Raw genomic sequence first — 16,989 nt, 5'->3', positions numbered from 1 at the left:
CTACAGGGGCCCCGGGTTCGTTTTGCGGGGTTTGCTGGCACCTGCGGGTGTTGGAGTGTCGCGGTCTGGACGAAGGCGCGCCCCGGGTATGAGGCGCGCGGGTTGCAAGTCCACCCCGGGCCGCCCCATTTCCGGGGCGACAGGCGGGGATGGCGATGGGCTGCAAGCGCTGCGTGGGCGAACACCGGGACGGGGAGGCGTGCCCCGTCGCTGTCCGGCCTCCGGTTCCGGGGGATTCGCTGGAGGGCCAGCGGCACGGGCCGCTGCTCTTGAAGCGCCGGCTGGAAGTAGGGGCGGTGGCGTCGGTGTACCTGGCGGAGTACGTGCCCACGGGGCACCGCTTCGCGGTGAAGGTGCTGCACGCGCACCTGGCGGCGCGTCCCGCCGTGCGCGCCCGGTTCATCGCGGAGGCGCTGGCGCAGCGCAACGTCGTGCACCGCCACGTGGCGCGCGTGCTGGACGTGCGCCCCGGTCCCCAGGGCCTGCCCTGCGTGTTGATGGAGGCGCCGGAGGGTGAGTCGCTGAGCGCGCTGCCCCTGCCGCTGTCTCCGGCGGAGGTGGGCGAGGTGTTGGACCAGGCGCTCGCGGGGCTGGAGGCGGCGCACGCGCGCGGGCTGGTGCACGGGGACCTCACGCTGGATTCGATGTTCGTCACGCGCGACGCGAAGGGCGAGCGGCGCGTGCGGGTGCGCGACTTCGGCGCGGGCGCGGTGCGCGAGGCGGCGCTGTCCCAGCAGGAGCGCGCGCAGGGCGTGGCGGTGGGCTCGCCCACGTTCATGGCGCCCGAGCAGTGCGCCGGCATGAACCCGAGCCCTCGCGCGGACGTGCACGCGATGGGCGTGGCGGGCTACCTGCTGGTGACGGGGCGGCTGCCGTTCGGGCTGGGGCGCTCCGCGGACGTGACGCTGTTTGCGCCGCATGCCCTCAACGCGAGCGTGCCGCCCGCGCTGTCCACCGTGCTGATGCGCGCGCTGGCCGCGAAGCCGGAGGAGCGGTTCGACAGCGCGTGGGCCTTCCGAGTCGCGCTCGCGGAGGCGCTGGGCTTGAAGGCGCCGGTGCGGGACGCGTCCGCGGATGCGCCCGAGGTGGCCGTCGACGTGGAGGTGGAGGAGCGCGACGCGGACGACTTCGACATCGTGGAGGACGTGCCGGAGTGGGGCATGACGGCCACGTCCATGGAGGCCGCGGCCCAGCGCGCGGCGGATGGCGCGTCTTCCGACGGGACCATGCGCGCGGACGTGGCCGCGTTCTGGGCCTCCGCCGTGGCGATGCTGGGGACCGCCGAGCCGGAGCTCTCCGCAGGCCCGCAGGCGCCGGCCAGGACGATGAAGCTGGGCGTCGTGGACGTGAACACCCTCCAGGGCCCGGCCACGTCCACGCTGGGCGCGGCGGCCATCCCGTTCATGACCCTGGCGCCCTCGCTGGAGCCCGCGTCCATTCCGTCGCCTCCGCCCATTCCGCTGGTGGACGTCATCGAGGACGCCGCGCCCATCCCGCTGGTGAACCCCGTGCCGCCGCTGGAGGCCTCCGCGCCCCGCACGGACGCGCCCGCGGACCTGCGCGTGCGCCTGGGCCTGACGCCGGGGGAGGTCCTCCAGCCCGTCTCCGTGAGCGACGTCGCCCCCGAGGGCCTCTTCGCCGAGTGCCAGGGCTCACTGCCCCCGCTCGCCGCGCGGCTGACGGTGGAGGTGTCCTTCCGGGGCGAGACGGCCCTGGGCGCCTGCGACGTCGTCCGCCACGTCACCTTCGACGAGGCGCGCACCTGGAACGTGCCCGCGGGCGTCTTCGTCCACTTCTCCGACGAGTTCCCCGCCCTGGGCCGGCTGCTATCGCGCGTCCTGATGGAGGCCGCGGAGCCCGCGCCCGACGCGGAGCTGGCCCGCATGCTGTCCCGCGCGGAGGCCGTCGCCAAGGACCCCTACACGCTCTTGGGCGCGAAGCACGACGCGGACTTCGGTGACATCCACCGCCGCGCCCAGGCCGCCCTGCGCCGCCTGGCCGCCTTCCAGCACCGCCCGCTGCCCACCGCGCAGCGCCAGGCCCTGGACGCCCTGCGGGTGCGGGTGCTGGCCGCGCAGCGGATGCTCGGCGACCCGCTTTCACGTGTTGGCTACGACGCCACCCGGGGCAACCTGGGGGGCCTTGCCCGCTGCGTGGCCGCCGGGGTGCCGGAGCCCACCATGGAGGCCCTGCGCAGCGCGTTCCTCGCCGCCCGGCCGGAGGTGGAGCGCAAGGCCCGCGCCCTCTTCACCCAGGGGCACGCGTTGGAGGTCCAACGGGCGGTCCCGGCCGCGCTGGAGCGCTACGCGGAGGCGCTCAAGCTGGACCCTCTGAACACGTCCTGGCTGAAGCACTACCAGTCCCTGCGGCGGCAGGTTCCGGCCCAGTCCGCTGGGGCCATGGCCTGATGGGGGCCATCAGCCTCCCCTGGGGGTAGGTTCCGCCCTCCCACGGGGGCCAGGCGTTCAACAGTCAGCCGGGCTCGTTCGGGCGTGTGCAGCCCCCGGGCCCGCTCGTGTAGTGTCCCACGCCTTCCGTTACGCCCTCCCGGTTCCTGTCGAGGGTGGGGACACTGCCATGAACGCGCACATCTTCCGCGAGTACGACATCCGAGGTCTGGTGGACAAGGACCTCACCATCGAGGTGGTGGAGCTCCTGGGCCTGGGCCTGGGCACCATGATCCGCCGCAAGGGCGGCACCTCCATCGTGGTGGGCCGCGACTGCCGCGAGTCCTCCACGCGCTTCCGCGACGCGCTCGCGAAGGGCCTCACCGCCACCGGCCTGGACGTCTACGACGTGGGCGTGGTGCCGACGCCGCTGACCTACTTCGCGGCGAACACGCTGCCCGTGGACGGCCTGGCGATGATCACCGGCAGCCACAACCCGAAGGAGTTCAACGGCTTCAAGATTGGCGCCGGCAAGACGACCTTCCACGGCCCCGAAATCAAGGAGCTGCGCCGCCTCATCGAGGCGAAGGACTTCGCGACCTCCAGCAAGCCCGGCAAGGTCACGCCCTACGACATCATCACGCCCTACAACCACTTCATCCGCCAGACGGTGAAGGTGGGCCGCAAGGGGATGAAGATCGTCATCGACGCGGGCAACGGCACGGGCGGCGCCATCGCGGTGCCCCTGTTCGAGAGCATGGGCTTCGACGTGGTGCCCCTGTTCTGCGAGATGGACGCGGACTTCCCCAACCACCACCCGGACCCCACGGTGGTGGAGAACCTCCAGGACCTCATCAAGAAGGTGAAGGAGGTCAAGGCGGAGGTGGGCATCGCCTACGACGGCGACAGCGACCGCATCGGCGTCATCGACAACGAGGGCAACGTGCTCTGGGGTGACCAGCTGATGGTGCTCTTCAGCCGCTACGTGCTGAAGGAGTCCCCGGGCGCCGCCATCATCGGCGAGGTGAAGTGCAGCTACACGATGTACGACGACATCGCGAAGCACGGCGGCCGGCCCATCATGTGGAAGGCCGGGCACTCCCTCATCAAGTCGAAGATGAAGGAGGAGCACGCGGAGCTGGCCGGCGAGATGAGCGGCCACATCTTCTTCAAGCACCGCTACTTCGGCTTCGACGACGCGGTGTACGCGTCCGCGCGCCTGCTGGAGATCCTCACGCAGGAGAAGCAGTCCATGTCGCAGCTGCTCGCCGACGTGCCGAAGACCTTCGCCAGCCCCGAGCTGCGCTTCGACACGACGGAGGAGAAGAAGTTCGCGATGGTGAAGCGCGCCACGGAGATCCTGCGCGACGCGGGCCACAAGGTGGTGGACGTGGACGGCGTGCGCGTGACGTTCCCGGACGGCTGGGGGCTCATCCGCGCGTCGAACACGCAGCCCATCCTGGTGCTGCGCTACGAGGCCAGCACGGAGGCCCGCGTGAAGGAGATCCAGGCGCTCATCGAGAAGACGGTCGCCCAGGCGCAGAAGGAAGTCGGCGCCTGAGCCGCTGGCGCTCCACGCGAAGCACACGCACGTAAGGGAGGGAGCATGCCGACGCTGGGAATCGACCTGGGCGGAACGTTCGCCCGGGCCGCGGTGGTGGACGGGAAGGGTGAAATCCTCGCGAGCGCCAAGGTCGCGGTGCAGGACCGCAAGCCGCAGGGCGTGGTGGAGACCATCGCGCAGGCGGCGGAAGAGGCGGTGAAGAAGTCCGGGGTGAAGGTGGACGGCTGCGGCGTGGGCGCGGCGGGGCAGATCCACAAGGACACGGGCGTCATCTCCGTGGCGCCCAACCTGGGCTGGCGGGACGTGCCGCTGGCGGCGATGTTGACGAAGCGGCTGGGCTTCGGCGTGAAGGTGGTGAACGACCTGTCCGCGGCGGCGTGGGGCGAGCTGCACGCGGGCGCGGGGCGCGGGGCCCAGGACATCCTGGTGGTGTTCGTGGGCTCCGGCGTGGGCAGCGCCATCATCGCGGACGGGCGCCTGGTGCAGGGCGGCGGCGGCGTGGCGGGCGAGCTGGGCCACATCAAGGTGGTGCCCGGCGGCCGGCTGTGCGGCTGCGGTGAGCACGGCTGCCTGGAGGCGTACGCGGGCGGCCACAACCTCATCGCGCAGACGAAGGAGCTCCTGTCGTCCGGCGGCTCGCCCGTGCTGGAGCAGCTGACCAGCGGCGACCCGTACACCATCACCCCGGTGACGCTGGAGACGGCGGCGGAGGCGGGGGACGTGAAGGCGAAGGAGATCCACTCCCGCGCGGCGCAGTTCCTGGCGGTCGCGGTGGCCAACTACGTGACGGTGCTCAACCCGTCGCGCCTGGTGCTGGGCGGCGGCGTGCTGACGCACTGCCCGGGCATGAAGCGGAAGGTGCTGGACGGCGTGCAGCAGTGGGCCTCCCGCGTGTCGCGCGAGGGCCTGCTCATCGCCGACGCGGAGCTGGGCGACGACAGCGGCATCATCGGCGCGGCGCTGCTGGTGAAGTGAAGCACCCGGCGCGGGGAGGAGACTCCCCGCGCCCGAAGTGGATTACGGGGCGAACACGAGCTTCGCGATGCGCCCCTCTTCCCCCACGGCCCAGGCGGTGTCCCGTGCGCGAGGCGGAGTGGACACGGCGTGGAAGCCGGTGGAGTCCAGCGGCTCCCACGTCCTGCCCGCGTCCTTCGACACGTCCGAGCCCGTGGGCCCTACCGCGACGAGCCACATCTTCCGCTCGCGCGTGAGCGGGGCCACGCAGGAGCGATATCCACCGAGGCCCTTCTCCGGCACGGTCCACTTGCGCTTGGCCCCGTCCAGCGTGAGCGCCGCGTTGCCGGTGGCCACCTCCGGCTGCTTGTAGTTGCCGCCCACGGCGATGCCGGCGAGGGGGCTCCAGAAGTAGAGCGAGAACACGCCCGCGCCTTCCCCCGTGGCCAGCGGCGTGGGCGCGATGCCCCACGTCCTGCCCCGGTCCGCGGAGTGGAGCACGCGCGCGATGGAGCCTCCCAGTCCGAACCAGACATCGGATTTGCCATGCACGGCGATGCTCGTGCCGCTGGCGGCGAAGCCGGCCTCCCCCGCGAGCGCCGCCGGCAGCGCTCCTTGAGGCACGGGCTTCCACGTCGCGCCGCCGTCCTCCGTGGTGATGACGACGAAGTGGCCGTCCACCGGGTCGCTGAAGGCGACGCCGTGCTGTTCATCCCAGAAGGCCATGCCGTTGAAGAAGGCCCCGGGCATGGCGTTGGTGAACTGGAGCGTCCAGTGCGCGCCGCCGTCCGTCGTCTTGTAGATGCGCGACTTGTCACCCGCGCCAATGGACAGCACGTAGGCGGTGCGGTCGCTGAAGGCATCCACGTCGCGGAAGTCCAACGCCTCGGAGTCCGGCACGGGCGCGCGCGTCCACGTCTTGCCGCCGTCCGTGGTGCGCACGACGGTGCCCTTGTCGCCGCTGGCCCACGCCACGCGGGTGTCCACCGCGCTCACGCCGCGCAGCCGCACCGTCGTCCCGCTCGCCTGCGGCTCCCACTTCATGCCCGCGCTCCCCAGGGCCAGCCACGTCGCCAGCCACACCGCTCCCGTCGTCATGTCCGGTGCCTCCCGCGTGTTCGTCCACGCGAGGGGAACGCTAGCCGAGGTCAGCGCCGCTCGGCGGGGTTCGCGGCGTCGGGCAGCGAGGTGTCCTCGGGGACGAAGTCGATGCGGCACTTGTCCAGGAGCGGGCCGCAGGCGCGGTCCAGGTCGCCGCGCGTGTCGCAGCCCGGGCGCTCCTCGCAGGTGTCCGGCAGGAAGGCCCAGACGAACTGGAGCACGTTGCCGCCCCGGCCCTCCGGCAGCGCGGCGAGGAAGTCCTGCTTGTGCTCCTGGAACAGGCGCGCCAGGTGCACGGTCTTGTCCTCCAGCTTCACGTGCCTCGCGTCGCCCATGTACCGGCGGCTGGCGTCGTTGAGCTGCGCGTCCAGGAACTCCGGCTGGTAGGGCGCGCCGTCCAGCCGGGGGCCCCCGCGCGTCCCCCGGAAGAGGGCGAAGTGCACGCGCGGGTCGGCGTACTCGCCCAGCAGGATGCGCTGCTCCAGGGCGTACAACGTCAGCCGCTCGCCGCCCACCGGCCACGCGCGGGTCCAATAGAAGCCTCCGAACCAGGACGCGCCCACGCCCTCCGGGTAGCGCTCCACCAGCTGCATCAGCACCAGCGCGTTGTACGCGTTGATCCAATACGCCAGCCCGTCCTGGGATGAAGGGAAGCGCTCCGGCTGCCGGTGCGGCGACACCGACGCCAGCGACGCGACGAAGCGCTCCAGCGCCGGGCGGTCGCGCTTCAGGCCCTCGAAGTCCAGGTCTCCGCTGGGGCGCACGTGGTTCAGCGCCTGCGCGTAGTCCGTGTAGCCAAAGGGTCCCGCTTCCGGGGGCACCGGCGCCGGCAGGGCTCCCCCCACGTACAGCCCCGCGCCCACGGCGAGTGCCACCAGCACGGCCAGGGCCGCCACGGCGGACCAGCGCGCGCTGCGACGGGAGGGAAGGGGCGCGTTCACGGCCGGGCAGTCTATGCCACCCGCCTGGGTCCTCCACGACAGACCGCTATACTGCGCGTGCCATGGAGCCTACCCCCGACGTTGTCAGGCATTTCCATCCGGTACTCCCCTCCCGTCAGCTGCGCCGCCAGCCCGTCCGCGTGGAGCTGGCGGGCCACGCCTACGCGCTCTTCCGGGATGCGTCCGGCAAGGCCGCGGCGCTGTCGGACGCGTGTCCGCACCGCTTCGCGCCGCTGTCGAAGGGCACCGTGACGAAGGAGGGACAGCTCCAGTGCCCGTACCACGGCTGGCGCTTCGACGCGCAGGGCCACGGCGTCAATCCCAGCCAGCCGGAGCTGCGCCACTGCGAGGCGAAGAGCTACCAGGTGGTGGAGCGCCACGGCTACCTCTGGCTCGCGCACGCGAGCACGCCCGAGTCCGCCCTGCCGGAGCTCTCCGGCGAGGACTACGTCTTCGGTGGGACGTTCTCCACGCTGTTCCAGGCGCCGCTGCACGTGGCGCTCGACAACTTCAGCGAGGACGAACACACGCCCTTCGTCCACACCCGGCTGGGGTGGAGCGGCCAGCATGCGGGGGAGGTGCAGTTCGAGGCGCACAACCACGAGGACCACACGGAGGTGCACTACCGCGCCCCTCAGCGGCCCGCGCCCATCATGCGCCTACTCACCGTGGGCAAGGGCGACATCTTCCACAACGACTGGGTGACGCGCTTCGATCCGGTGCGCAGCGTCTACACCGTGAGCTGGAGGACGCCCTCGGGGGCGCCGCGTCCGTTCACCACGCAGGCGCACATCTTCTTCGTGCCGGAGACAGCGCGCACCACGCGCCTGCACGTCTTCTCCTTCCTGCGCACGTCGGTGCCCGCGCTGCGGCCCTTCCTGCCCGTGGCGGCGAAGGCCGCGCTGGGCCTCACCTGGTGGGAGGTGCGCGACGACGCGCGCTTCATCCCCACCGTGGCGGACACGCCCTACAGCCACAAGGGCATGCGGCTGGACAAGTACGACAAGCCGCTCGTGCACCAGCGCAAGCTCATGGAGCGCATCTACTACGCGCACCCGGCGCACGAGCCCGCCGGGCCCGCGCTGCCGCACGTTCGCGACGCCACGGGGAGCTGAGCGGCCGGTGCGCCGTCAGTGCATCGGCGCGGGTTCCTCGTAGCTGGGAATGGCCTCGCTGGCGCGCGCCTCGAAGGCGTTGCAGCCGCTGTCCCCGGAGACCACGAGCGCGAACTGCTTGAGCTCCGGCTGGTTGCAGCTCTGCGTCGCGTCGTCGCTCGGCTCGTCGCTGTTGCCCGCGAAGAAACGGCAGTTCTTGCAGTTGCCCCAGGATGCATCCGCCATGGTTCCCTCCTCGTGGAAATGGGTCCTAGGAGGAGGGTGGGGTCGCTGACGGACCCCCACAACGAAGCACCTGCTTCCCGCCCGGGAGGGCAGGGGACCCGGCGCCCTCAACAGGCGCCGGGAATCACACCTCGCCTGCGCCTTACTGCTGGGGCGCGGGCTGCTGCGGAGCCGGCTGCTCCTGGGCCGGCTGCTGTTGGGGCGCGCCCGCGCCGGGCAGGGCGCCCAGGGCGGCCGCGTCCCGCTTCACGGAGCCAGACTCGAAGGAGCCCAGCGAGTTGAGCAGGCGCAGCGCGGCGAGCGATGCCTGCAGGCGCTCGGACACGAAGCCCACTTCCGCGTTGGTGAGCGCGGTGTTGGCGTCCGCGACCTCCAGGTAGGTGGCGACGCCCGCCTTGAAGCTCACGTCCGTCAGGCGGTTGGACTCGCGCGCCAGCTCCAGGGCCTCCTCGGCCTTGGAGCGGTTGGCCAGCGCGTTCTCCAGGTCCAGCTTGGAGCGGCGGACCTCTTCCTTCACGCGGGCCTGCGCCAGCGACTGGGTGACGGTGGCCTCGCGCACGCGCGACGACGCCTCGGAGAGGTTCGCCTCACGCAGGCCGCCGTCGAACAGCGTCCAGCTGGCGCCGAAGGTGATGGCCCAGGTCTCGTTCTGACCGGTGAAGCCCGCCGCGTTCGCGATGCGGTAGGCGCCCGTGACGCCCAGCGTGGGCAGGTAGCTCAGGATGACGCCCGTCTTGTTGATGCGGCTGAGCTTCAGGCCCACTTCCGCGGCCTGCACGTCCGAGCGCTCCTGGATGGCCTGGTTGACCAGGTCGTCCGGCGACGCCTGCGCGGGCACCGTCGGCTCCGGCGGCGGGGCCAGGTCGAAGTCCGGCTCGCGCTGGATGAGCGTGCCCAGCGCCAGCTTCAGGCCCGCGAGCGCGTTCTTCGCGCGCACCAGGTCCTGCTCCGCGCGCGAGCGGTCCAGCTGGGCGCGAAGCAGCGCCACGCGCGTCACCGTGCCCGCGTCGAACCGGGCCTGGGTGTCCTTCTCCCGCGCCTGGTTCAGCTCCAGCAGGCGCTCCTGCGCGCGCAGCGCTTCCTGCTGCGCCGCGGCGCCGTAGTACGCCTGCGCCACGCCGAAGAGCACCTGCCGGCGCGCCGTCTGCGTGTTGAGCTCCGCCAGCCGCACGGCCTTGTAGGAGGCCGCGATGCCCGCCCACAGCTGCGGCGCGATGATGGCCTGGCGGATCTCCGCCTGCGCGCCCTGCTGGATGAGCGGCTGGATGGTGATGTCCACCGGCGCGATGGGGCCCGCGGGGATGATGGCCGCCACGTTGTTGCGCGTGATGGACGCGCCCACGCTGATGTTGGGCAGGTAGCCCGCCCACGCCCGGCGCGTCGCGAGCGATGCCTGCTCGAAGCGCTCCTGGGCAATCTTCAAATCGAGGTTCTGCTGGCGGGCCGACTCCAGGGCCTCATCCAGCGTCAGTACGGGCGCCGCGGCCAGGGCGGCCGACAGGGACAGCGCCAGAAAGGTACTCATACCGCTCGACCTCCTCACCGACCCGCGGGAGCGCGAGGCGGATCCGTCCAATGGACGACTGCGTTGCGTCCTCTACCCGACCTGCGAGCGGCGTTGAAGTAATCCGCACTGTCGGATGTTGGAATATGCGGAATGTAGTAGCGGTCAATGGTTGAGGGTGTCAATTGTTTATGTGTGCACGATGAATTAACGTAAATTCACTATGAACGCTTTCAACGACGGTCCCAGCGAGCAGGTGACGTGCCGGCCGGCGGCCACCCAGGGTCTGGCGGAGGGGGCGGGCGGGCTGCCCGAGCAGGCGTGGACGCTCCTCTTCGAGCTCTTGCACACGCACATGCGCAACTTCCCCGCGCTGGCGGCGGAGTTCGATTTGTCTCCCGTGCAGGCGCACGTGCTGAGGCAGCTGGGCGAGGGTGCGCTCGCGATGAGCACGCTCGCGCACTACCTGTCGTGTGACGCGTCCAACGTGACGGGGCTGGTGGACCGGCTGGAGGCGCGCGGGCTGGTGGAGCGCAAGAGCAGCGAGCAGGACCGCCGCGTGAAGATGCTGGTGCTGACGGAGGCGGGCGCGGAGCTGCGCGGCCGGCTGATGGCGCGGCTGAGCGCGCCGCCGCCCCTCATCGCCGCGATGCCGGATGAAGACCTGGCCGCGCTGCGCGACATCATGCGCCGCGCGCTCAAGACGCAGTAGCGCGCGGACCCCTTCAGTCCAGCAGGAAGGTGTACGAGTACTTCATCTCCGTGGCCACCGGCTCACCGCCCTTGATGGCGGGCTTGAAGCGGAAGCGGCGGATGGCGTCGCGCGCGGCCTCGTTGAGGCCGTAGCCGGGCCCGGAGATGACCTTCACGCTGCTCACCTTGCCCTCCGCGTCGATGGCGATGGACAGCGTGACGGTGCCCTCGATGCCCGCGCGGCGCGCTTCATCCGGGTAGGGAATCTTCACCTCGGACGCGACGGACGGCTCCGAGTCCACCTGGTACACCGGCACGTACTTCGGCGCGGAGTAGCCCTTCACGTCCTGGGGCGCCTTCGCGGGGCCGTTGGCCTTGCCGTAGGCGGTGTTGCCCACGGGCGCGGCGAAGGAGCCCGCGCTGGTGGTGGACGACATGGTCATGCCCACCACGAGCGGCGGCTTGGGCTCCTCCGGCTTCTCCTCCGGAGGCGGCGGGGGCGGCGGCTTCTGCACCTCCACCATGACCAGCTCCACGGGCTTCTGGATGGCCGTGAGCTTGCGGCCCTCCAGGGTGGAGAGCAGCCCGAAGCCCACCCCGTGCAGCGCGAGCGACACGAGGACGAACACGAGGAGGAACCGCGAGGAGCGGTCGCGCTGCGGCAGGGGAGAGGGTTCGAGGACCGCCTGGCTCATCGTCGCTCAGCCTCAGGGCGTGGCGGGCGCGGCCCGGGCGGGGCCAGCGTCCTTTTCGATGTTGAGGGCGAACTTCGCGATGCCCTGCCCCTTCACCACGTCGATGAGGCGCATCACGCGGCCGTAGGCGAGCGTCTGGTCCGCGCTGATGATGGCGCGCGTGTCCTTGTCCTTGGCCACGGCCTCCGTCACGCGGCGGGACAGGTCCGCCTCCGTCACCTCCGCGCCGTCGAAGTAGAGCTTGCCCTCTTTATCCAGGACGACGTTCACCAGGCCCTGCACCGTCTCACCGCCGTTGGCGGCGCGGGGCAGGTCCACCTCCACCGTCTCGCGGACGATGAAGTTGGCGGTCACCATGAAGATGATGAGCAGCACCAGCACCACGTCCACCAGCGGGGTGACGTTGATGCCGGAGATTTCCTCGTCGCTGTCGTTCGCGCCGCCGGCCATGGGCTAGTTGCCTCCCGCGGCGCCCGGCTTGCGCGCCTTCATGGCGCCCACGAGCGCGTGGCCCAGGGCGGTGGTGCGGCTGGTGAGCGTCTTCAGCTGCCGGTTGAAGATGTTGAAGGCGACCACGGCGGGGATGGCGACGGCCAGGCCCACCGCGGTGGCGACGAGCGCCTCCGAGATGCCGGCCATCACGGTCTGCTGCATGGCGCCGCCCTTGGCGTTCATGGCGCCCAGGTCGTTGAAGGCCTTGATGATGCCGAGCACCGTGCCGAACAGGCCGATGAACGGGGCGTTGTTGCCCAGCGTGCCCAGGATGGACAGGCCGCGCTCGTACTGGGGGCGCTCGCGGGCCACGGTGGACGCGATGACCTGCTCCACGGTGTCGGGGCCCTGGTGCGAGGAGGCCAGGGCCTCGCGGATGACGGCGGCCTCCATGCCCTTCTGGTTCTTCACCTCGCCGGCCACGGCGTCGAACTCGCCGCGCGCCAGGCGCACCGCCAGGGCCTCCGAGTTCGCCAGCCGGTGGCGCGAGAAGTAGACGGCGCGCTCCAGCATCACCGCGATGGAGACGATGGACAGCGACACGAGCAGCCAGAGCACCCACTCGGCGCTGCCCAGCGTCACCCCGAGCAGCTTGCTGCTCAACCATCCGAGTTCGGGGTGGGCCGCCTGGGCCAGGAGGAAGGAGGACGTCATGTGGGAAATGCCCGGTTCAAGAGTGGGACCGCGTTAACGCGCGGCGCAGTCTCTTGTTCCCCCCGACTTAAAAGTCAAATGGATCGGCCTTCCGTTCACCTGCCTGTCGCGTGCCATGGGACAGGCGCTCGGAAACCAGGGCGCGGATGTCATATGCCGAGCACGAAGCGGAACAGGCGTTGGGGCGCCTGTCCCGAGGGGTGGGCGGCCATCCGACGCTTCAGGGCCGGCGGCTGGGGCTGGTGGTCTGCGCGGGGTCGCGCTCCACGACGGGGCCGAGGAGGGTGTCGATGCGGCGCAGGAGTTCCGCGTCGAGCTTCACGCCGGTGGCCTTCACGTTGTCGAGCACCTGCTCCGGCTTGGACGCGCCGATGATGGCGGAGGACACGCTCTTGTTCTGGAGCACCCAGGCGATGGACAGCTGCGCCATGGACAGGCCGGCCTCCTGGGCCAGCGGCTTGAGCTGCTGGACGCGGGTGAGCACGTCGTCGGTCATGAAGCTGCTCATGAACTGCGCGCCCGGGGTGGCGGCGCGGGTGTCCGCGGGCGGGGGCTTGCCGGGCAGGTACTTGCCGGAGAGCACGCCCTTGGCCATGGGGGACCAGACAATCTGGCCCAGGCCTTCCGCGTCGGACGTGGGGATGACCTTGGACTCGATGACCCGCCAGAGCATGGAGTACTGGGGCTGGTTGGAGATGAAGGGCACGCGCAGCTCGCGGGCCAGCTTCGCGCCGGCGGCGATCTGCTCGGCGGTCCACTCCGAGACGCCGATGTAGAGGGCCTTGCCCTGGCGCACGATGTCCGCGAAGGCGAGCATGGTCTCCTCGAGCGGCGTCTCCGCGTCGAAGCGGTGGGCCTGGTAGAGGTCCACGTAGTCCGTCTGGAGGCGGCGCAGGGAGCCGTGGATGGACTCGATGATGTGCTTGCGCGACAGGCCGCGGTCGTTCTGTCCGGGGCCGGTGGGCCAGTAGACCTTGGTGAACAGCTCGTAGCCTTCGCGGCGCTGGCCCTTGAGGGCGCGGCCGAGCACGGCCTCCGCCTTGGTGCCGGCGTAGACGTCCGCGGTGTCGAAGGTGGTGATGCCCGTGTCGAGCGCCGCCTTCACGCAGGCGATCGCGGCGTCCTCCTCCACCTGGGAGCCGTGGGTGAGCCAGTTGCCAAAGGAGATTTCACTGACCTTCAGACCGCTGCGACCAAGGAATCGGAAGTTCATGGGGGGCGGCACACTAACCGCCGCTTCCTGGGGGCGCACTGCTTCAGGAGAAGCAGCGGTGGAACCAGGCCACGAAACGTTGAGCTTCGGGCGAGTCATGGCCCAGCACCTTGCTGGCGAGGGCGACGCCGAAGGGGATCCCCGGGTCCAGTTGCCAGGCGAGCCAGGCGTGGAGGGCGCCCTTCACGTGGTCTTGGTGGCGCAGCGGCGCGCCTTGGTTCAGCGCGTCCGTGGTGGTCGCCCGGGCGTGGGGCCAGAGGGTGTCACCGGCGGGGACGAGCTTCTCGATGAACTCCTCGATGCGGCCGGGCTGGGAATTGTCTGGCATGACCCAAACTCCCAGCAGCGAATTGGGGCGAAGCCCCGGGAGGAGGGTGCCTCCGGGCTCGGGTGTATCTGGGACTGCGATGTTGAGTTGTTCGAGACAGGTCTTGAGCTGGTGCCAGCGATTGTAGGGCGGCAGGTCCGCGTCGAAGACCAGCGCAAGACGGTCGTGGGTCTTGAGTGCGGTGGACAGAAGTGTTCTGTCGAGCAGCTTCTCCACGCCACCCACGTCCTCGACATAGGGACGCTTGATCGTTGCATCGTCCCAGTCATAGCCGTGCCGTTTCAAGAGGTGGACGAGGGTGTGCTTGTCGTCCGGCCCTTCAACCATCAGGCGATAAGGGCTCTTGGGAGACGGCGGGCTCACCGGATCTCCATCTCGTGCTTGGCGGCGATGAGCAATTCGTCCGCCGAGTACGGGACGTTGTGCTCCGCGTTCCGTTCGATGCGATGGACGGAGATGACATCCCGGAGGTCCTGCTGCTCCTCGTAGAGCGAGGCGAGAGCCCGGACGCAGTCCAGGCTGTGCGTCGTCGCGAGGACCTGGACGTTCAAGCGCTTCGCGGCTTCCGTTACGAGCCGCCACATCTTCACCATCACGGAGTGATGGAGGCCTGTGTCGATTTCGTCCACGAGCAGGTAGCCACCTGCGACGTGCACCAGATTCAAGCTCAGGGTCATGAGGCGTTTGATGCCTTCGCCCATGCTCCCGAGCGGGATGCGCTGCTCGGAATCGCGCAGCTTCACGAACATGCTGGCATCAGACCGACGATGATGGCTACCCGAGAGAGCCGCGATCCGTTCGATGTCCGGCTCAATGATTCGCAAGACCTCCGTGACACTCTCTTCCTCAGGCGTAAGAACGACTCCGTCCCAGAGGTCACGGAGGAATGCGGCACCGGGAGAAGTCGTTTCAATGAATCCGACTCGGTTGTTTCCGTACGATTCGCTGCCAATGGAGAGGCCGAGGTCGTCCAGCGAGAGTGCACGGCCTGCTAAGTCATAAACTGCAGGACCGAATTGATCACTCTCCAATTCGATTGCCCCCGGAGAATCAACCCTAAGAGACAAGCCCCGCACGGGTGTTTTGGCACTGACTCTGGTGGAACCCACGCCACTCTTGAGGCGGCCTTCGAAGAATATTTCTTGAGGGGTTATCGCCTCAATCCGGAAGACCCCTGGTTTCTCGGTCGCGTGCCTTGAGAAAAGATGCGCCACCTCCACCAGCTCGCCTTGCAAGCCTTCCTCTGCGTGACTGCTAGTCTCGCCACGCCGCATGGGGCTCCAGGCGATGGCGGAAGGATGGTGGCCTGCGAGCACCAGTTCCGCTGCCTCCAGTACGGAGGTCTTGCCCGTGTTGTTGGCGCCTACCAGCAGGCTGACGCGGGTCAGTCCCTCGACCTTGAGGTTTCGAAGGGAGCGGAAGTTCTGGATCCGCAGGGACGTCAGCATGGGAGGCTCCGGCAGAGGCAGGCTCCGTCCCTCTAGCACAGCGAGCCCGGCCACGGTTTCTCATGACGCGAGAGGCTGGTCGCCCTGTCCTCCCGACCGTCCGCGGCGGGATTCGACCGTTCCCGGGCGTCGCTTGTGGACGGTGGGCCGGGTGGCCGACACTGGCTTCCACGCATGGCCGCCAGTGACGAACGCCGCTTCCAGTCTCTCGTGCTCGCGCCCATCCGGCGCGTGCAGCGGCGGCTCAACCTCGTCGCGTGGGCTGGCGCGGGCATCGCTCCGGTCTGGGCCCTGGTCACTGTTTGCGTGCTGTCCCGGCTGCTCTTGCGCGACGGGGCGGTGTGGGCCGTGCCTCCGCTCGTCGTCGCGGGGCTTGGGTGGTGGTTCGTTCGTGCCCGGTCGCGCGGTGTTTCGCTGGAGTACGCGGCGGTGCTCGCGGACCGCTCCGCCAACGCGGGCGGTCTGCTGCTCACGCGGCTGGAGCGCCCTGTTGGCGAGTGGGAGCTGAGCCTCAATCAGTTCGCCCAGCAGGTGAAGCCTCCGGACGTCCCGTGGCGCAGGCCCGTGGGGGCGCTCCTGGGCGCGCTCGTGTTCGTCGCCATAGGGTTTCTTGTTCCGCTTCCCGCGCTGCGCGCGTCGAACATCAACGCCGCCGCCGCGACCCAGGTCGCCGCCGTGCAGGCGCAGGCGGAGGCGCTGGCCCGTGAGGAGCCGCTGGGCCCCGACGTCGAGGAGGAGCTGCGCCGACTGTCGGAAGAGGTCGCGCAGGGCCGCTTCGACTCCGCGGATTGGGAGGCCTCGGATGCCCTGGAGCAGCGGCTCGCCGAGCGCGCGTCCGAGGCGGCCGCCGAGCTCAACCGCGCGTCCGAGGCCGCTGCTGAGCTGGAGGATGCGCTCGCCGCCGCCGGTGGTGCGGAGTCCGCCACCCGTGAGCGTGAATCGTTGGAGCAGGCGTTGATGGCGCTCGAGGCTCGCGCCAGTGGGAACTCGGAGGACCCTGCCTCCGGTGATCAGGAAGCTCCCGCGTCCGAACGGAACTCGCAGGGGCAGGGGGCTGATTCGCAGAACGGCGGTGACTCGCAGGGGTCCTCCTCCGAGGCACGAGCCCGTGCTTCCGCTCGCGCCCAGGCCTCCGGTTCTCCGGATCAAATCGCCGACCTGCGCCGCACGCTGGAGCGGCGGCAGCAGTCCCTGGCCCAGCGCTTCGGCGAGGAAAACGCGTCGCGAGGGAACCGCGGCGCCCAGGCCCGGCGTCCCACCCGGCGGCAGCAGTCCGGACAGGGGCAGAAGGGTCAGGGCCAGGACGGGCAGGGCGAAGGGGAAGAGGGCGACGGCGAGGGCGAGCAGGGCGGTCAGCACGCGAGCCGGAACACGCGGCAGGGCGATGGCTCGGGCACGGGCCGGGGCGGAGAGAGCCAGCCGCTCGTCTTCGGCGGCGAGGCGGAGATGGATCCGAACCGGCTCGCGTTCCAGCCGCTGCCGGACGGCAACGGCGGCGAAGCGGAAGAGTTGTGGGGCCTTCGCGCAGCGGATCCGCAGGCCCGGACGGGGCAGGCGGGGCCGTCCAGCGCGAAGGGCACGGGCGCGAAGGGCGATGCGACGGCGGGACCGACCTCAGGTCCGCTGCTGCCTCGCAACCGCGACCTGGTGAAGCGGTACTTCGGTGGTCCGTAGT

At 70.3% G+C, this 16,989-nt stretch carries 16 protein-coding genes; 6 read left to right on the top strand and 10 right to left on the bottom strand.

Annotated elements, in window-relative coordinates; genetic code table 11:
* The first annotated feature begins 149 nt into the window (after positions 1 to 149).
* The 3 genes from D7X96_RS40800 (at position 150) to D7X96_RS07515 (ending at position 4,926) form a co-directional block, all read left to right on the top strand.
* Positions 150 to 2,408, top strand: a complete 2,259-nt coding sequence (locus D7X96_RS40800; protein ID WP_244219487.1) for a serine/threonine-protein kinase — start codon at positions 150 to 152, stop codon at positions 2,406 to 2,408.
* 169 nt (positions 2,409 to 2,577) lie between these two features.
* Positions 2,578 to 3,948, top strand: a complete 1,371-nt coding sequence (locus D7X96_RS07520) for a phosphomannomutase/phosphoglucomutase (RefSeq protein WP_120550053.1) — start codon at positions 2,578 to 2,580, stop codon at positions 3,946 to 3,948.
* Between the two features lie 45 nt (positions 3,949 to 3,993).
* On the top strand, positions 3,994 to 4,926 hold the full coding sequence (locus tag D7X96_RS07515; protein WP_121769348.1) for an ROK family protein: 933 nt from the start codon (positions 3,994 to 3,996) through the stop codon (positions 4,924 to 4,926).
* A 42-nt stretch (positions 4,927 to 4,968) separates the two neighbouring features.
* Here D7X96_RS07515 and D7X96_RS07510 read toward each other — a convergent pair whose 3' ends face one another.
* Together D7X96_RS07510 and D7X96_RS07505 are read right to left on the bottom strand one after the other, a co-directional pair.
* On the bottom strand, positions 4,969 to 6,003 hold the full coding sequence (locus D7X96_RS07510; RefSeq protein ID WP_121769347.1) for a WD40/YVTN/BNR-like repeat-containing protein: 1,035 nt from the start codon (positions 6,001 to 6,003) through the stop codon (positions 4,969 to 4,971).
* Between the two features lie 50 nt (positions 6,004 to 6,053).
* A complete protein-coding gene (locus D7X96_RS07505) occupies positions 6,054 to 6,947 on the bottom strand; it encodes a DUF547 domain-containing protein (RefSeq protein WP_121723084.1) in 894 nt (297 codons plus the stop codon).
* A gap of 62 nt (positions 6,948 to 7,009) precedes the next feature.
* Here D7X96_RS07505 and D7X96_RS07500 point away from each other — a divergent pair, with 62 nt between their 5' ends.
* Positions 7,010 to 8,062: a Rieske 2Fe-2S domain-containing protein gene (locus tag D7X96_RS07500; RefSeq protein ID WP_121769346.1), complete on the top strand. Its 1,053-nt coding sequence runs from the start codon at positions 7,010 to 7,012 to the stop codon at positions 8,060 to 8,062.
* Between the two features lie 15 nt (positions 8,063 to 8,077).
* On the opposite strand, the gene D7X96_RS07495 is transcribed toward D7X96_RS07500, so the two are convergent.
* Both D7X96_RS07495 and D7X96_RS07490 read right to left on the bottom strand, forming a co-directional pair.
* Positions 8,078 to 8,287 carry a hypothetical protein gene (locus D7X96_RS07495; RefSeq protein WP_121769345.1) on the bottom strand — a complete coding sequence of 70 codons (210 nt, stop codon included), beginning with the start codon at positions 8,285 to 8,287 and terminating at the stop codon, positions 8,078 to 8,080.
* A gap of 142 nt (positions 8,288 to 8,429) precedes the next feature.
* Positions 8,430 to 9,812, bottom strand: a complete 1,383-nt coding sequence (locus tag D7X96_RS07490) for a TolC family protein (RefSeq protein ID WP_121769344.1) — start codon at positions 9,810 to 9,812, stop codon at positions 8,430 to 8,432.
* Positions 9,813 to 10,014: 202 nt separating this feature from the next.
* On the opposite strand from D7X96_RS07490, the gene D7X96_RS07485 reads away from it, so the two are divergent.
* Positions 10,015 to 10,503, top strand: coding sequence for a MarR family winged helix-turn-helix transcriptional regulator (locus tag D7X96_RS07485; RefSeq protein WP_120550059.1), 489 nt, complete (start codon positions 10,015 to 10,017; stop codon positions 10,501 to 10,503).
* 13 nt (positions 10,504 to 10,516) lie between these two features.
* Here D7X96_RS07485 and D7X96_RS07480 read toward each other — a convergent pair whose 3' ends face one another.
* The 6 genes from D7X96_RS07480 to D7X96_RS07455 form a co-directional block, all read right to left on the bottom strand.
* On the bottom strand, positions 10,517 to 11,179 hold the full coding sequence (locus D7X96_RS07480) for an energy transducer TonB (RefSeq protein WP_121769343.1): 663 nt from the start codon (positions 11,177 to 11,179) through the stop codon (positions 10,517 to 10,519).
* A gap of 12 nt (positions 11,180 to 11,191) precedes the next feature.
* Positions 11,192 to 11,629, bottom strand: a complete 438-nt coding sequence (locus D7X96_RS07475) for an ExbD/TolR family protein (RefSeq protein WP_120550061.1) — start codon at positions 11,627 to 11,629, stop codon at positions 11,192 to 11,194.
* A gap of 3 nt (positions 11,630 to 11,632) precedes the next feature.
* The gene (locus tag D7X96_RS07470) at positions 11,633 to 12,325 is read right to left on the bottom strand and encodes a MotA/TolQ/ExbB proton channel family protein (protein WP_120550062.1); all 693 of its coding nucleotides are present in this window, start codon (positions 12,323 to 12,325) and stop codon (positions 11,633 to 11,635) included.
* Positions 12,326 to 12,545: 220 nt separating this feature from the next.
* Positions 12,546 to 13,538: an aldo/keto reductase family protein gene (locus D7X96_RS07465; protein WP_120550063.1), complete on the bottom strand. Its 993-nt coding sequence runs from the start codon at positions 13,536 to 13,538 to the stop codon at positions 12,546 to 12,548.
* A gap of 43 nt (positions 13,539 to 13,581) precedes the next feature.
* Positions 13,582 to 14,229 (bottom strand): DUF3226 domain-containing protein, encoded by a 648-nt coding sequence (locus tag D7X96_RS07460; RefSeq protein ID WP_147468256.1) that lies wholly within the window; start codon positions 14,227 to 14,229, stop codon positions 13,582 to 13,584.
* Positions 14,226 to 15,314: an AAA family ATPase gene (locus D7X96_RS07455; protein ID WP_121769341.1), complete on the bottom strand. Its 1,089-nt coding sequence runs from the start codon at positions 15,312 to 15,314 to the stop codon at positions 14,226 to 14,228. The genes D7X96_RS07460 and D7X96_RS07455 overlap by 4 nt, the downstream gene beginning before the upstream one ends.
* A gap of 174 nt (positions 15,315 to 15,488) precedes the next feature.
* Here D7X96_RS07455 and D7X96_RS07450 point away from each other — a divergent pair, with 174 nt between their 5' ends.
* Positions 15,489 to 16,988: a hypothetical protein gene (locus D7X96_RS07450; RefSeq protein WP_121769340.1), complete on the top strand. Its 1,500-nt coding sequence runs from the start codon at positions 15,489 to 15,491 to the stop codon at positions 16,986 to 16,988.
* Position 16,989 lies beyond the last annotated feature (1 nt).

The organism is Corallococcus interemptor (assembly GCF_003668875.1).
Classification (GTDB): Bacteria; Myxococcota; Myxococcia; order Myxococcales; family Myxococcaceae; genus Corallococcus; species Corallococcus interemptor.
Note: the sequence above shows the minus strand (reverse complement) of the source record. Positions and strands in the feature narration are given on the sequence as shown.

Bases quoted from the DNA above. Each gene is read 5' to 3' on its own strand.
- D7X96_RS07465 (WP_120550063.1), bottom strand. From the start codon at position 13,538: ATGAACTTCCGATTCCTTGGTCGCAGCGGTCTGAAGGTCAGTGAAATC.
- D7X96_RS07455 (WP_121769341.1), bottom strand. From the start codon at position 15,314: ATGCTGACGTCCCTGCGGATCCAGAACTTCCGCTCCCTTCGAAACCTC.
- D7X96_RS40800 (WP_244219487.1), top strand. From the start codon at position 150: ATGGCGATGGGCTGCAAGCGCTGCGTGGGCGAACACCGGGACGGGGAG.
- D7X96_RS07495 (WP_121769345.1), bottom strand. From the start codon at position 8,287: ATGGCGGATGCATCCTGGGGCAACTGCAAGAACTGCCGTTTCTTCGCG.
- D7X96_RS07515 (WP_121769348.1), top strand. From the start codon at position 3,994: ATGCCGACGCTGGGAATCGACCTGGGCGGAACGTTCGCCCGGGCCGCG.
- D7X96_RS07480 (WP_121769343.1), bottom strand. From the start codon at position 11,179: ATGAGCCAGGCGGTCCTCGAACCCTCTCCCCTGCCGCAGCGCGACCGC.
- D7X96_RS07475 (WP_120550061.1), bottom strand. From the start codon at position 11,629: ATGGCCGGCGGCGCGAACGACAGCGACGAGGAAATCTCCGGCATCAAC.
- D7X96_RS07520 (WP_120550053.1), top strand. From the start codon at position 2,578: ATGAACGCGCACATCTTCCGCGAGTACGACATCCGAGGTCTGGTGGAC.
- D7X96_RS07470 (WP_120550062.1), bottom strand. From the start codon at position 12,325: ATGACGTCCTCCTTCCTCCTGGCCCAGGCGGCCCACCCCGAACTCGGA.
- D7X96_RS07500 (WP_121769346.1), top strand. From the start codon at position 7,010: ATGGAGCCTACCCCCGACGTTGTCAGGCATTTCCATCCGGTACTCCCC.
- D7X96_RS07510 (WP_121769347.1), bottom strand. From the start codon at position 6,003: ATGACGACGGGAGCGGTGTGGCTGGCGACGTGGCTGGCCCTGGGGAGC.
- D7X96_RS07485 (WP_120550059.1), top strand. From the start codon at position 10,015: ATGAACGCTTTCAACGACGGTCCCAGCGAGCAGGTGACGTGCCGGCCG.
- D7X96_RS07450 (WP_121769340.1), top strand. From the start codon at position 15,489: ATGGCCGCCAGTGACGAACGCCGCTTCCAGTCTCTCGTGCTCGCGCCC.
- D7X96_RS07490 (WP_121769344.1), bottom strand. From the start codon at position 9,812: ATGAGTACCTTTCTGGCGCTGTCCCTGTCGGCCGCCCTGGCCGCGGCG.